We start from the raw sequence: 14721 nt of genomic DNA, 5'->3' as shown, positions 1-14721 counted from the left end.
ACCAGGGGGATCATAAATGAATGAGTCGCTACAAAAATTTATAAATCCGCTTAAAGAGTACTGGTTAAATCGTTCAAAAAAACAACGAATTATCATGATTAGTACGATCGTGCTCATTTTACTAGTTGCTGGGCTTATTACTTTTTCTATGACAAAGACTAATTTGGTCCCTTTATATAGTAATTTAACACCGTCAGAAACCGGTTCTATAAAAGAGAGCCTTGATTCAAGAGGGATAAAATCGGAAATTGCTGATGGTGGAACCACTATTAAGGTTCCTGAAGAGTTAGCTGATACATTAAAAGTAGAGCTTGCAGCAGAAGGACTCCCACAATCGGGCAGTATTGATTATTCATTTTTTAGTCAAAATGCCGGTATGGGGACAACGGAAAATGAGTTTAATGTAATGAAACTTGATGCCATGCAAACCGAGTTGGCAAATTTAATAAAAGGAATAGAAGGAATCAATGATGCAAAGGTGATGATCACGATTCCCGAAACTGGAATATTTGTTTCTGATACTGCAAGTGAGGCATCTGCATCGATTGTTCTTAACACAAAACCAGGATATAAATTTGAACAAAGCCAAATACAGGCCTTGTACCAATTAGTATCAAAAAGTATTCCGAACCTACCTACTGATAATATCGTCATCATGAACCAGAACTTTGAGTATTTTGATTTAAAAAATGAAAATAATTTTTCCGGTTCAGTTTTTGCTAATCAACAGGAGATTAAAAAAGAAATTGAACGTGATTTACAAAGACAAGTTCAAAGTATGTTAGGAACGTTGATCGGTCACGATAAAGTTGTTGTTTCTGTTACAGCTGATGTTGATTTTAGTCAAGAAAATCGCGAAGAAAATCTAGTAACTCCTGTCGATGAGGAAAACATGGAGGGTATTGCGATTAGTGCTCAAAAAATCACAGAGACTTATACGGGTACAGACAATGGGACAGGGGGACCACCGCCAGCAGAAGACCCGGCAGATCCACTTGGCACTCAATATTTAGAAGGCAATACTGGCAACGGAGATTATGAGAAATCGAATGATACGATTAATTATGAAGTTAATAGAATTAGAAAAGAAATAATCGAAAGTCCATATAAAATTAGAGATTTAGGTATTCAAGTGATGGTTGAACCGCCGGATGTGGAAAATATCAATTCATTGCCACAGGAACGAGTGGATGATATTACCAATATGCTGGCAACCATTGTTAGGACATCTATTGATAAGGATGAAAATCCTGCGCTTACGGACGATGCCATCGCACAAAAAATTGCTGTTTCTGTTCAACCTTTTGAAGGAAAAATGACATTTGATGAGCCTGCAACTCCAATAATTCCTTGGTGGATTTATCTCATCGGCGGAATTCTTGTGCTTGCACTTGTTGTGTTGATCTTCTTATTTGTACGAGCTAGACGGAAACAAGATGATGACTTCGAGGACATGGTAGAAGATTATCAGCCGCCTGTTGAAGTTCCTGATGTAAATAACACCGTTGATACAGAAGATACATTAAGAAGAAAACAATTAGAGAAAATGGCAAAAGAAAAGCCTGATGAATTTGCCAAACTATTAAGATCATGGATGGCTGAGGATTAAAGGGGGATCAGTAATGGCCAAGAAGGATCAAAAGGGATTGACCGGAAAACAAAAAGCGGCCATTCTATTAATTTCTTTAGGTCCAGATGTTTCGGCATCTATTTATAAACATCTAAATGAAGAAGAAATTGAAAAACTTACATTGGAAATTTCAGGTGTAAAAAAAGTAGATAGTTCTGCAAAAGAAGAAGTGGTAGAGGAGTTTCACCAAATAGCACTTGCTCAGGACTATATTACTCAGGGCGGGATTGGTTATGCAAAAACAGTCTTAGAAAAGGCGTTAGGAGAAGAGCAAGCTACGGTTATCTTAAATCGTCTTACCTCTTCCCTACAAGTTCGTCCTTTTGATTTCGCTAGAAAAGCGGACCCTGCTCAAATATTAAATTTTATTCAAAATGAGCATCCTCAAACTATTGCTTTAATTTTATCTTATTTAGATTCTCAGCAAGCGGGGCAAATTTTGTCAGAATTGCCCCAGGAGATGCAAGCAGATATTGCAAAAAGAATTGCAATCATGGATCGAACTTCACCAGAAATCATTAATGAAGTAGAACAAATTTTGGAACGTAAATTGTCCACTACAGTTACACAGGATTACACGCAAACTGGTGGAGTTGAAGCGGTTGTTGAAGTATTAAATGGTGTGGATCGTACAACAGAAAGAACGATTTTAGATGCCCTTGAAATACAAGATCCAGAACTTGCTGAGGAAATTAAAAAGAGAATGTTTGTATTTGAAGATATTGTTACACTTGATAACCGATCCATCCAACGGATTATTCGCGAATGTGAAAATGAAGATTTATTACTGTCTTTAAAAGTATCTAGTGATGAAGTGAAAGAAATTGTCTTTAAAAATATGTCCTCTCGTATGGTTGAAACATTTAAAGAAGAAATGGAATATATGGGTCCTGTTCGCTTACGTGATGTGGAAGAAGCTCAATCTCGGATCGTTGCGATAATTCGGCGCTTAGAAGATGCCGGGGAAATTGTGATTGCCCGTGGTGGAGGAGATGATATTATTGTCTAGGCTCATTAAATCTCAAATGACTTATCCAGTCGAAACTGCCAAAAAGGTCATTTCAATAAAAAAGTTTCAGACCTCTTTTGAACCAGAGTGTCAACAAGATGAAATCAATCCCACTCCTATTGAATTAATAGAAGAAGCAAAAATAGAAGCTAAAAAAATCGTTCGCGATGCAAGAATACAACAAGAGAAGGTCTTAGCAGCTATACAACAGGAGAAGGTATTATGGGAACAAGAAAAGGTTGCTTTAATAAACCAAGCGAAGGAAGAAGGCTACCAAGCTGGATGGCAAGAGGGAGAAAGACAGGGGTTTGATCAATATACTTCACAAATTAATGAAGCTAAAAAGGTGATTGACTCAGCGAAAAAAGATTATGTTACTTATTTAGAATCCTCTGAAAAAACGATATTAGAATTATCGCTAGCGATTGCAAGTAAAGTGATAGCAACGAAAATAGAGGGTGATCAAAATTATTTTTTCTCCCTTGTGAAAAAAGCCATTAAAGAAGTAAAACAATTAGCTGATGTGCAAATCCTTGTACACCCTACTAACTATGAATTCATTGTTTCGAGAAAAAATGATCTTTTAGCTCTGTTTACGAATAATACGAATCTATTGATCTATCCTGATAGTGATTTGACAGAAGGTAGTTGTTTAATTGAATCAGCATACGGACGGATTGATGCAAGCATCGATATCCAACTATCAGAAATAAAGAAAGCTTTAACAGAATGTTTAGATGGTGTTTCTTCATGAAAGCTGCCACTTTAATTGAATCGTTAGGAACGCTAGATGCCTTCAAGCGTTATGGTCGTGTTAAACAGGTGGTCGGAATAATGATTGAATCCCAAGGACCTGAAAGTTCTATAGGTGATGTCTGTTTGATTCATGTTCAACAACGAAATAAAAAAGTGATTAAGGCTGAAGTCGTTGGTTTTAAAGGTGAAAATGTAATTCTAATGCCTTATACATCTGTAAATGAAATTGCCCCAGGTAGTTTTGTGGAAGCAACACTGAAACCCTTAGAAATTAAAGTTGGACCCGCTCTTATAGGGAATGTGGTCGATTCGCTAGGAAATTCATTAGATGGTTACTCGTTACCAAAAGGCTTGCAGTCGGTACCAACAGATCAAGATCCACCGAATCCAATGAAACGTCCACCGATTAGAGAACCGATTGAGGTGGGCGTAAGAATGATTGATAGTCTCCTTACAGTGGGGAATGGTCAACGTGTCGGTATTTTTGCAGGAAGTGGTGTTGGAAAAAGTACATTACTAGGAATGATTGCTCGGAATACAACAGCTGATTTGAATGTGATTGCCTTAATTGGTGAACGAGGTCGTGAAGTACGCGAATTTATTGAGAAAGATCTTGGTCCAGAAGGGTTAAAGCGATCGATCGTTGTCGTTGCGACATCCGATCAACCTGCATTAATGAGAATTAAAGGGGCTTTAACAGCCACTTCAATTGCTGAATATTTTCGTGACCAAGGATTAAACGTCATGCTGATGATGGACTCCGTCACACGGGTAGCGATGGCACAACGCGAAATTGGACTTGCAACAGGTGAGCCTCCTACAACGAAAGGATATACACCATCTGTTTTTGCTTTACTTCCTAGATTGTTAGAACGAACAGGAACAAATGAACTTGGATCCATTACCGCTTTTTATACAGTATTAGTTGATGGGGATGATATGAATGAGCCTATCGCAGATACGGTCCGCGGAATATTGGACGGACATTTTGTTTTGGATCGTAATTTAGCGAATAAAGGGCAATATCCTGCCATTAATGTGTTAAAAAGTGTTAGCCGTGTAATGAACAATATATCAGAAATGGAACATATCAAACATGCTGAACGTCTTAGAGAATTATTAAGTACTTATTATCACTCAGAGGATTTGATAAATATTGGTGCTTACAAAAAAGGGTCAAATAAAGACATTGATGAAGCCATTCATAAATATCCTCAAATCATTTCATTTTTAAAGCAAAGAACAAATGAAAAATCGACCATGCAACAAAGTATCAATTCTTTAAAGCAATTAGTCGGAAAAGGTGAATAGGATTATGGTTTATCATTTTAAACTTGAAAAAATAATGAAATTAAAAGAACGAGAAAAAGATGAGGCTCAATCCGTTTACAATGATTCAGTAAAAAAATTTGAAGAGGCAGCTGAAAAATTGTATCAAACCCTTAAAAAGAAAGAAGATTTAGAAATTTATCAAAGTTCGAAACTTGAACAGGGCCTACCTGTACAGGAGATTAGGCACCATCAAAGCTTTATAGTAAATTTACAAAAAACCATTGATCATTATCAAAAAATTGTGATGAACGCAAGAAATCAGATGCTTTTTTACCAAGAAAAACTGATGAATAAAAATATAGAAGTAAAAAAGTATGAGATTTTAAAAGAAAAAGATAAACTTGTTTATTTAGAGGAAATGAAACAAATGGAAGCTAAACAAATGGATGATATTTCGATTCAACAATATATGCATCGTGGAAGTTAGGTGCTCGATATGGAAGAAGAATTATTAAACGAAAATAACGGAAAAAAATATAATAAGTTTCAATGGTTTTTTGGGGTCATCGTTATACCCACTTTTTTTGCTCTCATCGTTGCATCAATTGTAGCCTCGTTTGCTGGTGTGGATGTGTGGGGAAAAGCAATAGAATTGGGTGAAAAACTCCCATTCATCTCTACAAGTGCAGAAAAGTCTGATAAACAAATGATCGAGGATTTGGAAAAAAACATATCAGAGCTTAAGAGTGAAGTTGAATTAAAGGAAGCAACCATCACGGAGTTAGAAACAGAGATTGATCGTAAAGATAAAGAAATTCAATCATTAACTCTTGAAAAGGAGCAATTAGAGTTTCAAATAGATGATCTCTTAAACGCAGAGAATGGTGAATCAAAATCGTTCAAAGAAATAGTCAATACGTTTGAAAGTATGTCAGCAAAAAAGGCTGCTCCGATTATTACCTCGATGGAGGACAGTGAGGCAACAAAGATCTTATCAAGCCTAAAACCGGATACAATTGCTGGATTGCTAGAAAATATGACTCCTGAAGAGGCTGCTAAATATACAGCAAACTTGCTGTTGATTAGTGGTTTGGATTCAATTGAATAGTATTAGAAATTGAAAGGGGGTGAAGCAATGAGAATGGAGGGAATCGATTTTGCGACTCAGACTTTACCAAAACAAAAAATAGAAAATCATGAATCAAAGATACCTTTTTCAACCGTGATTTCTAGTTTATTCTTGAATGGTGAAAACGTGGAAAATAGCAAAGTTGATGCCAAAATATTGAATGACGTATCACTATCTGACGAAGAACTCATGGTGCTACATAAACTATTAAACCATGAGGATGTTGTTAATTTTTTAAATATTGTACTCGAAGGTAATAATGATGGTTCAATTAGGATAGAAGAAGAGTTGAAAATAGAGGATCTGGCTAATTTATTTCAACAAACCCATTCAAATGCGGGAACGAACAATGAAGATCTTCTTTTCATAGTAACTCAATTTTTAACCATCTTTAATCTCTACAATAAGGAAATCGATCAACATTCAAATCCGACAAATACAAAGTTGCTTAATCTACAAGACTTAGATATAGAGCAACCTAAACTGTTAGCTATCGTACAAAAGGTATCTGAAAAAATCGAAATCCTTTTAAAACAAAAGGAACCATTCAATCGAAATGAATATGTGAATCAGGTTTTTTCAGCTGTTGTAAAAGATACAAAAGAACAAAATCCAAGCCTGAATAGAACCTTCGCGATAATATCAAACGATCATGTTATTCAGCAAAAAATCATGTATCCTAATCAAATGACATTGGTTCATGACCAATCTAATAAATCGATATCGACGGAACAACTGATCCGCCAATTTGAGTCAATACTTGCAAAAAGTCAATTTGTAAACCAGAGCCCTGGTGCGCAAAAACTATTTATTAAATTATATCCAGAGCACTTAGGAGCATTAAGAATAGAACTATTACAAAAAGAATCTGGTTTGATAGCGAAATTTATGACAACTACTACGATTGCAAAGGAAATATTAGAATCTCAATTACAAAATTTAAAGCATGCATTTCATTCGCAGAATATTCAAGTTGAAAGGTTAGAGATTTCATCACAATTGAATTTCCAAGAAAGATTCAACTCTAGAGATTCTCAGCAACAACAGGAACAAAGACAACAACAGCAAGAGGAACACCAGCAAGAGAATGAGACTTTCCAGGAGTCCTTTGCTGAAATATTAATAAACGAAGAGATATAGGGGGTGAAAGGTTTGGTAAATTCGATTGATTCCTCATTATTGTTATCCAATTATCAAAAAAAACAATCTCAGACTGGTTCAAATATCCTTGGAAAAGATGATTTTTTAAAGTTATTGATGACACAATTACAAAATCAAGATCCGACAAATCCGATGGAGGATACGGATTTTATTGCACAAATGGCTCAGTTTTCTACATTAGAGCAAACCACCAATATGAATAGTTTATTAGAAAAATTGATTGGGCAACAAGGACAAAATCAATTAATTACCTATCAACAGTTTATTGGTAAAAACGTAACATGGAGCAAGTACAACGACCTTGGAGACGGAAACACTGAAATCCAAGAGGGGAAAAATAAAATCGAGAGCATTCAATTTAAAGACAATACAGTTATATTTACGTTAGACGATGGAACTAAAATAGAACCAGCAAATATCATTCAAGTACATGAGGCATATCCAGAAACGTTTATGATGCAAGCAAGTATGATGATTGGAAAAACAGTTACATATCTCAATGATCGTCAACAAGAATTATCGTCAACCGTTCGCTCGGTATCGTTTAAAAATGGAGCTTCATCTTTTATATTAGAGGATGGAAAAGAACCTATTTCTGCAAATCAAATCATTAAAATTGAATAATGGGGAGAGTTGTGATGACAAATAAGATTTACAGACCGTACAAACACCCTTTCATTCATAATGAAGGACAGAAACCACTAAAGGGACTTCAAAACGGACAAAAAAACTTTGCTCATGAATTACAAACTGCTTTTACATCACACGAAAATCAATTGACTTTATCTAAGCATGCCAAACAGCGATTAGAACAAAGAGGTATTGTTATTAACGAGGAAAAATGGAGTCAAATTGGACAAAAAGTGAATGAGGCAAAAAATATGGGTGTCAATGATTCGCTCGTGATATTGGACGATGCAGCATTAATTATTAGTGCGAAAAATCAAACGGTCATTACAGCAATGGATCGAAATGAAGCAACAGCTCATATTTTTACAAATATTAATGGAACCATTTTAATGGATTAATAAAGCTGGACCGCAAGCGGAGGCTTTGTAGTTGTTGAGTGATTGATACAACTGCTACTGAAAGGGGAGATTAGGGATGTTAAGATCGATGTATTCTGGTATAAGTGGAATGAAAAACTTTCAAACCAAACTAGATGTTATTGGGAATAATATAGCGAATGTAAACACCTATGGCTTTAAAAAGGGACGCGTAACGTTCAAAGACACGATGAATCAAATGCTTTCAGGGGCAACGGCATCTTCGGATAATCGTGGCGGAAAGAATGCGGTACAAGTAGGGTTAGGCTCTTCTTTGGCTACGATTGACAATATTCATACAACAGGTAACATGCAAACAACGGGACGTTCGTTAGACCTTGGAATCGATGGCGACGGATATTTTATCGTAAATCAAGGAAACCAATCCTACTATACTCGTGCAGGGAACTTTTATCTTGATGACAACGGGACATTAGTTAATGCTGACGGTTTAAAAGTTCAAGCTTTTCAATTTGATGCCAATGGTAATCTAACAAATCAACTTGGGGATGTTGCCATCAATGTCAACGGGTTATTGCCTGGAATTGCTTCAACTGGAATCAAATTTTCAGAAAATCTTTCTGCTAATGCCATTAAAAACACCGTATTTTCTCAACAAATCGTTGTAGTCGATGATCGGGGTCTAAAGCAAAATAGTACCATCTACTATAAAAAATTAGGACAAGATCAATGGGGGATTTATGCGAATGAAGCACCTAAACCATCCTCTGTTGTAACCACTGGTGGAATTAAGGTTACGAACCCAGAAGGTTTCACTGGCAATAATTATGAAAATTGGAAGTTAACGTATGAAAATGATGGTGGAAATAAGTACTTTCTAACTCTTGGTGATGGTACAAAAGTTGAAATGGCCTATAACGAAATTACGAAAAAATTACAAGTAGCAAATGCAGGTGATCAGGAAAAACTAAATGGTTTACAACTTGATTTATCGGGATATGTGAAACCCTCCAAGGCTACAATCGATAGTGATTCGATTGGTTCATCGTTAGCTATCAATGTGATTGATGATGATGGGTATACAGGTAATAATGATTTACAATGGAAAGTTGCGTATTTAGATGATCCAGCAATTGTCACTACTCCTGGTTACTATCTACAAGATACCACTAATCCTAGTAATAATCCTATTCACATTACTGGAAACGGACCAATGGATATACCAATAAATGGTGGAGCAGAATTAATTACGATAGATGTATCAGGGTGGAGGTCTATGCCAAAACCAGGAAACAATGCTACTGCTGATGAGGTTGAAGAATATTCAAAGTATATATCCTATATAGGGACGATCGATTTAAAAGCTAAAACACCATTGGATCCTGCTCAAGGTACTCCAATAGAAGTAGGGGAAATCAATATCACGCCAGAAACACAACCTCTTCATATTTTAAATTTCGTAGATGGCAAAATTCCTTATGATGAGTCACTTCGAAATTTTTCATTCGAAATCCCAACGGGACTGATTAATGATGAAGAAACGGTTGCAGATGAAAGTAAGCAAATGGTTAATCTACAGTTTGATTTCTCATCTCTTTCTCAATACGAGGGAGCTACAACAGCCCTAATTAATCCAAACGGAAGCATTGAGGGAGCATTAGAAAGTTTTAGTATTGGTTCTGGAGGAGAAATCACAGGGGTTTATTCGAACGGTGAACTTGTTATTTTAGGACAACTTGCCATTGCAAAGTTTAGTAATTCATCGGGATTAATGAATGCTGGAGGAAACCTATTCCAAGAATCAATCAACTCCGGTAATCCTGATATTGATGTTCCTGGTGTTGGACGAGGTTCACTATCAGCAGGGTCACTTGAAATGTCCAATGTGGACCTGTCTGAAGAATTCACTGAAATGATTACGGCCCAACGGGGATTTCAGGCAAATACAAGAATTATTACCACATCTGATGAAATATTACAGGAATTAGTTAATTTAAAACGCTAACTTCATTTTAAGGGAGGAACAGGGTTAAGGGGCTGCCTTTAACCCTGAAATTAACAGTGATAAAAGTATCGCGATTAAACGGAAAACCATTTATAATAAATGCGTTGTACATAGAAACGATTGAGTCCTTTCCAGACACAACCATTACGTTGACAAACGGACATAAATATATTGTTAAAGAAACCGAAAAAGAAGTTTTGGGTTTAATCCATCAATTCTATAAATCCGTAAATCTTCTTGGTAGGCCGTTAGGAGGGGGAAATAATGAAGAATAAGCTTGTTATGACAATGCTGATAGTCCTTATTGTCATTACCCTTGTAGGAGCTGTGGCTATTGTTATGTTATTAAATGCCAATAATCAAACTGGACAAACTGAACCTACAATTGATGAAGTACTGGAGTCAACGGTCGATATCGAAGAAATTACTACCAATCTTGCAAGTAATGATTTTATACGTATATCTTTCAAAATCCAAACAGACAGTAAAAAGGCAAAGGAAGAATTGGACAAACGAAACTTTCAGGTTCATAACATCATTATTTTAGAACTCTCTGGTCTGAAAGCAGAAGATATCCAAGGAAAAGAAGGACAATTAAAACTTGAAGAAACCCTGAAAACCAAGATCAATGAAATCATGCAAGATGGTGAGATTCGGAAAGTTTATATCACTCAATTTCTCCTCCAGTAGCCGTAAAGAAAGAAAAGTATCGGAGGTGTAATGGATGGCTGGAGATGTACTTTCACAGAGTGAAATAGATGCGCTCTTATCTGCATTGTCAACAGGAGAAATGAATGCTGATGATTTAAAAAAAGAGGAGTCTGAAAAACGGGTAAGGGTATATGACTTCAAACGAGCACTCCGGTTTTCAAAAGACCAGATTAGAAGTTTAACACGAATACACGAAAATTTTGCCCGATTATTAACCACTTTTTTTTCAGCACAATTAAGAACATATGTCCAAATTAGTGTCGCATCGGCCGATCAAATTCCATATGAGGAATTTATCCGTTCCATTCCCAAAATGACGATATTAAATGTATTTGAAGTGCCTCCACTAGAAGGAAGAATTATTATGGAAGTAAATCCAAATATTGCTTATTCAATGTTAGACCGGATAATGGGAGGCAAAGGGACAAGCGTAAATAAAATAGATAATTTAACCGAGATTGAAACGAAAATTATGACTTCCATGTTTGAAAAAGCATGTGACTATTTGCAAGAAGCTTGGGGAAATATCACCGATATTGATCCAGTTCTTTCGGAGTTAGAAATCAATCCACAGTTTTTACAAATGGTTTCTCCAAACGAAACCGTTGTGGTCATTTCATTAGATACGACCATTGCCGAAACGAGTGGGATGATTAATATATGTATCCCCCATATCGTGTTGGAACCCATTATTCCAAAATTGTCTATGCAGTATTGGATGCAGACGGAGAAAAAAGAAAGGGAACCAATTGAAATTGAAAAACTGCAACGAAATATTAAGCAAGCAGAGGTTCCTATTTCTGTTGAACTAGGGAAATCCAATATTTCGATTCAGGACTTTTTAATTCTAGATATTGGGGATGTCATTGAATTAAATCAAATGATAGAAGATCCGTTACTAGTGAAGGTTGGAGAAATTCCTAAATTTATTGGACAGCCTGGCAAAATAAATAAAAAATTAGCGATACAAGTATTAGACACATTGGAAGGAGGGGACGAAGAGCATGAGTAACGAAATGCTCTCACAAGATGAGATAGATGCTCTGTTAAGAGGTAGTGACGATATTTCAGAGGACCTAGCACCCTTAAATATAGAAGATCATTTGAGTGAAATGGAAAAGGATGCATTAGGGGAAATAGGAAATATATCTTTCGGAAGTTCAGCTACTGCTCTTTCGACGTTACTGAATCAAAAAGTAGACATTACAACCCCTACAGTATCTTTAATATTTAGAAGTCAACTAGCTGAAGAGTTTCCACAACCAAACGTGGCTATACAGGTAAATTATACAAAAGGATTTTCTGGTGAAAATCTTTTAGTTATTAAACAATCGGATGCGGCAATTATTGCAGACCTCATGCTTGGTGGCGATGGTATCAATCCGGCTGAAATGTTAGGTGAGATTCAGTTAAGTGCAGTCCAGGAAGCGATGAACCAAATGATGGGATCTTCCGCCACTTCGATGTCAACAATTTTTAATAAGCGAGTAGATATTTCTCCTCCTACAGTTGATCTATTAAATATTCAGCAAGGAGAAGGTACGGAGAAACTACCAAATCAAGAAATGATGGTAAAAGTATCTTTCAGATTAAAAATCGGGTCATTGGTAGATTCTACTATTATGCAATTATTACCACTTGATTTTGCCAAAAGCTTAGTTAACGAATTGTTAAACCCGTCCATGACGCCTGAGCCTGAACAGGCAAAAATGCCTAATTCTGCTATAGAGCCACAGGACATGTTTACACAATCACAGCAAATGGATGTTGGTCAACCATACAATCAAATGGTAAACCAAAACGTTGGAGGAAGTAGCGTACAGAATACGGTTCCATATACACAGCCAACCAATCAATATGCTCCTTCCAATCCAGAGCAACAGACAAAACAATCTTCCGGACCACAACATTTTGGCGCTCCAATTCCACAGGGGATACAGCCCAATGTACAACCAGCGATGTTTTCGAATTTTGAACCTGTACAGTTGCAAGATTCAGAAGCTAAAAACTTAGATATTCTGCTTGATATTCCTTTGCAAGTAACCGTTCAATTAGGGAAAACAACACGAACCGTTAAGGAAATTTTAGAACTATCACCAGGGTCCATTATCGAACTTGATAAATTAGCTGGAGAACCAGTTGATATCCTCATCAATAATCGTCCGATTGCAAAAGGAGAAGTAGTCGTCATAGATGAGAACTTTGGTGTGCGTGTAACAGATATATTGAGTCAATCTGATCGATTAAAAAGATTAAAATAACTAAACAAAAGTGATTAGCGGGGGTAATACGTATGGGAAATAGAATCTTAATAGTAGACGATGCGGCATTTATGAGAATGATGATTAAAGATATATTAACAAAAAATGGATATGAAGTTGTTGGAGAAGCAGCTGACGGAGCACAAGCTGTAGAAAAGTATAAAGAAGTACAACCAGATCTTGTGACTATGGATATTACAATGCCTGAGATGGATGGCATTACAGCTTTAAAAGAAATAAAAAAAATTAATCCTAACGCAAAAATTATTATGTGCTCTGCAATGGGACAACAAGCGATGGTCATTGATGCCATTCAAGCTGGCGCAAAAGACTTTATCGTTAAACCATTCCAAGCAGATCGCGTACTAGAAGCCATTTCAAAAACACTTAGTTAAAGATTTGAACTTAGAAGGTGTAAGATATTGAAACATAAACAACGTTGTTTGATTAGCCTAATTTTGTTTCTGAACCTATTTATGTTTCAATCTCATGCTTTTGCACAGTCAGAAAATCAAAGTGTGAAAGAATATTTGGAACAACCTATTTCTGGGGAAGAACAAAAAAACATAGATGAAAATCAAAGGAATACGAACGAGCAGCCTGAAATAAGTGAGAACACTAACGGAGTAGGGTTAACAGTATGGGATTTTATGAAAATGCTTTTTGCGACTGTGTTTGTAGTGGCTTTACTTTATTTTGTGTTAAAGCTGGTTAATAAAAAGGGCGCTTTTGGGCAAACATCCAATACACTTGTTAATTTAGGGGGATTAACGGTGGGTACTAATCGCTCAGTCCAGATCATTAAAGTCGGGGAGAGAATCCTTGTTGTGGGCGTAGGGGATGATATCCAGTTGTTAACCGAAATTGAAAAAGGGGAAGAGTTTGATCGAATTCTGACAGACTATAATCAAAAGTTGGACAAAATCGCAAAGCCGAATGATGCAATCACAAGGATGTTGGAACTAGTAAAAGGAAAGCGAATCGAAGTCAAACCGGAGTCTTCGTCTTTTCAAAGTCTATTAAAAAAACAACTAGATGAAATGTCAAAAGAACGAAAAAATATATTAGCTGAACTGGAAAGTGAAAAGGATAAGGATCAATCATGAATGAATTTATGGAGTTTTTTAATGGAAGTTCACCAGAAAATGTTTCTACATCGGTCAAACTCATTCTTTTACTTACGGTTCTTTCTTTAGCACCAAGCATCTTAATTCTCATGACGTGCTTTACTCGAATTGTTGTTGTCCTATCGTTTACCCGTACGGCATTAGCCACACAGCAAATGCCTCCTAACCAAGTGTTAATTGGAATATCTTTGTTTATGACATTTTTTATTATGGCACCAACATTTCAAGAAGTTAATGATCAAGCCCTTACACCTCTTTTTAATAATGAAATAAATTTGGAAGAAGCATATGACGCAGCAGCCATTCCTTTTAAAGAATTTATGAGCGCACATACAAGACAAAAGGATTTAGCATTATTTTTAGAATATGGACAGGTCGATCCTCCTGAAACGCTACACGATATTCCCTTAACCGCATTAGTTCCAGCCTTTGCGATTAGTGAATTAAAAACCGCTTTTCAGATCGGCTTTATGATCTTTATTCCTTTTTTAGTGATAGATATGGTAGTAGCAAGTGTTTTGATGTCAATGGGTATGATGATGCTTCCGCCTGTTATGATCTCCTTGCCGTTTAAAATTTTACTCTTTGTACTTGTAGACGGATGGTATTTAGTTGTTAAGTCTCTTTTACAAAGTTTTTAAGTAGGTGAAATA

The 14721-nt window shown here is 36.2% G+C and carries 17 protein-coding genes and 1 pseudogene; all 18 read left to right on the top strand.

The annotated features are described in order from the left end of the window. Positions 1 to 16 precede the first annotated feature (16 nt). Entirely contained in the window at positions 17 to 1609 is a 1593-nt protein-coding gene (gene fliF, locus Q5760_RS16225; RefSeq protein WP_428908666.1) for a flagellar basal-body MS-ring/collar protein FliF, read from the top strand. A 13-nt stretch (positions 1610 to 1622) separates the two neighbouring features. Then, positions 1623 to 2639, top strand: coding sequence for a flagellar motor switch protein FliG (fliG, locus tag Q5760_RS16220; RefSeq protein ID WP_428908665.1), 1017 nt, complete (start codon positions 1623 to 1625; stop codon positions 2637 to 2639). Continuing rightward, positions 2632 to 3393, top strand: a complete 762-nt coding sequence (gene fliH, locus Q5760_RS16215) for a flagellar assembly protein FliH (protein WP_428908664.1) — start codon at positions 2632 to 2634, stop codon at positions 3391 to 3393. The genes fliG and fliH overlap by 8 nt, the downstream gene beginning before the upstream one ends. Further along, entirely contained in the window at positions 3390 to 4706 is a 1317-nt protein-coding gene (gene fliI / locus Q5760_RS16210; RefSeq protein ID WP_428908663.1) for a flagellar protein export ATPase FliI, read from the top strand. Before fliH ends, fliI begins: the two co-directional genes overlap by 4 nt. A 4-nt stretch (positions 4707 to 4710) precedes the next feature. Continuing rightward, a complete protein-coding gene (gene fliJ, locus Q5760_RS16205) occupies positions 4711 to 5154 on the top strand; it encodes a flagellar export protein FliJ (RefSeq protein WP_428908662.1) in 444 nt (147 codons plus the stop codon). Positions 5155 to 5163: 9 nt separating this feature from the next. After that, complete coding sequence (locus Q5760_RS16200) at positions 5164 to 5775, top strand: MotE family protein (RefSeq protein ID WP_428908661.1); 612 nt, start codon at positions 5164 to 5166, stop codon at positions 5773 to 5775. A 27-nt stretch (positions 5776 to 5802) separates the two neighbouring features. Further along, positions 5803 to 6936, top strand: a complete 1134-nt coding sequence (locus Q5760_RS16195) for a flagellar hook-length control protein FliK (protein ID WP_428908660.1) — start codon at positions 5803 to 5805, stop codon at positions 6934 to 6936. A 12-nt stretch (positions 6937 to 6948) separates the two neighbouring features. Then, positions 6949 to 7581 carry a flagellar hook assembly protein FlgD gene (gene flgD / locus Q5760_RS16190; RefSeq protein ID WP_428908659.1) on the top strand — a complete coding sequence of 211 codons (633 nt, stop codon included), beginning with the start codon at positions 6949 to 6951 and terminating at the stop codon, positions 7579 to 7581. Positions 7582 to 7595: 14 nt separating this feature from the next. Then, positions 7596 to 7985 (top strand): TIGR02530 family flagellar biosynthesis protein, encoded by a 390-nt coding sequence (locus Q5760_RS16185; RefSeq protein ID WP_428908658.1) that lies wholly within the window; start codon positions 7596 to 7598, stop codon positions 7983 to 7985. A 76-nt stretch (positions 7986 to 8061) separates the two neighbouring features. Continuing rightward, positions 8062 to 8988: pseudogene (locus Q5760_RS16180) on the top strand (flagellar hook-basal body complex protein); the annotation flags it as partial. A 540-nt stretch (positions 8989 to 9528) separates the two neighbouring features. Beyond that, a complete protein-coding gene (locus Q5760_RS16175) occupies positions 9529 to 9969 on the top strand; it encodes a flagellar hook-basal body complex protein (protein WP_428912606.1) in 441 nt (146 codons plus the stop codon). 56 nt (positions 9970 to 10025) lie between these two features. After that, entirely contained in the window at positions 10026 to 10244 is a 219-nt protein-coding gene (locus tag Q5760_RS16170) for a flagellar FlbD family protein (RefSeq protein ID WP_428908657.1), read from the top strand. After that, on the top strand, positions 10231 to 10659 hold the full coding sequence (fliL, locus tag Q5760_RS16165) for a flagellar basal body-associated protein FliL (protein WP_428912605.1): 429 nt from the start codon (positions 10231 to 10233) through the stop codon (positions 10657 to 10659). Before Q5760_RS16170 ends, fliL begins: the two co-directional genes overlap by 14 nt. 34 nt (positions 10660 to 10693) lie before the next feature. Further along, the gene (gene fliM / locus Q5760_RS16160; RefSeq protein ID WP_428908656.1) at positions 10694 to 11692 is read left to right on the top strand and encodes a flagellar motor switch protein FliM; all 999 of its coding nucleotides are present in this window, start codon (positions 10694 to 10696) and stop codon (positions 11690 to 11692) included. Next, entirely contained in the window at positions 11685 to 12941 is a 1257-nt protein-coding gene (fliY, locus tag Q5760_RS16155; RefSeq protein ID WP_428908655.1) for a flagellar motor switch phosphatase FliY, read from the top strand. Before fliM ends, fliY begins: the two co-directional genes overlap by 8 nt. A gap of 32 nt (positions 12942 to 12973) precedes the next feature. Then, a complete protein-coding gene (locus tag Q5760_RS16150; protein WP_428908654.1) occupies positions 12974 to 13336 on the top strand; it encodes a response regulator in 363 nt (120 codons plus the stop codon). 27 nt (positions 13337 to 13363) lie between these two features. Further along, a complete protein-coding gene (locus Q5760_RS16145; RefSeq protein WP_428908653.1) occupies positions 13364 to 14047 on the top strand; it encodes a flagellar biosynthetic protein FliO in 684 nt (227 codons plus the stop codon). Beyond that, the gene (gene fliP / locus Q5760_RS16140) at positions 14044 to 14709 is read left to right on the top strand and encodes a flagellar type III secretion system pore protein FliP (protein WP_428908652.1); all 666 of its coding nucleotides are present in this window, start codon (positions 14044 to 14046) and stop codon (positions 14707 to 14709) included. The genes Q5760_RS16145 and fliP overlap by 4 nt, the downstream gene beginning before the upstream one ends. Positions 14710 to 14721 lie beyond the last annotated feature (12 nt).

The organism is Niallia sp. Kr1 (assembly GCF_050389805.1).
GTDB lineage: Bacteria > Bacillota > Bacilli > Bacillales > Cytobacillaceae > Bacillus_BD.
Note: the sequence above shows the minus strand (reverse complement) of the source record. Positions and strands in the feature narration are given on the sequence as shown.

Bases quoted from the DNA above. Each gene is read 5' to 3' on its own strand.
- fliF (WP_428908666.1), top strand. From the start codon at position 17: ATGAATGAGTCGCTACAAAAATTTATAAATCCGCTTAAAGAGTACTGG.
- fliG (WP_428908665.1), top strand. From the start codon at position 1,623: ATGGCCAAGAAGGATCAAAAGGGATTGACCGGAAAACAAAAAGCGGCC.
- fliI (WP_428908663.1), top strand. From the start codon at position 3,390: ATGAAAGCTGCCACTTTAATTGAATCGTTAGGAACGCTAGATGCCTTC.
- fliJ (WP_428908662.1), top strand. From the start codon at position 4,711: ATGGTTTATCATTTTAAACTTGAAAAAATAATGAAATTAAAAGAACGA.
- Q5760_RS16200 (WP_428908661.1), top strand. From the start codon at position 5,164: ATGGAAGAAGAATTATTAAACGAAAATAACGGAAAAAAATATAATAAG.
- Q5760_RS16195 (WP_428908660.1), top strand. From the start codon at position 5,803: ATGAGAATGGAGGGAATCGATTTTGCGACTCAGACTTTACCAAAACAA.
- Q5760_RS16185 (WP_428908658.1), top strand. From the start codon at position 7,596: ATGACAAATAAGATTTACAGACCGTACAAACACCCTTTCATTCATAAT.
- Q5760_RS16175 (WP_428912606.1), top strand. From the start codon at position 9,529: ATGGTTAATCTACAGTTTGATTTCTCATCTCTTTCTCAATACGAGGGA.
- fliM (WP_428908656.1), top strand. From the start codon at position 10,694: ATGGCTGGAGATGTACTTTCACAGAGTGAAATAGATGCGCTCTTATCT.
- fliY (WP_428908655.1), top strand. From the start codon at position 11,685: ATGAGTAACGAAATGCTCTCACAAGATGAGATAGATGCTCTGTTAAGA.
- Q5760_RS16150 (WP_428908654.1), top strand. From the start codon at position 12,974: ATGGGAAATAGAATCTTAATAGTAGACGATGCGGCATTTATGAGAATG.
- fliP (WP_428908652.1), top strand. From the start codon at position 14,044: ATGAATGAATTTATGGAGTTTTTTAATGGAAGTTCACCAGAAAATGTT.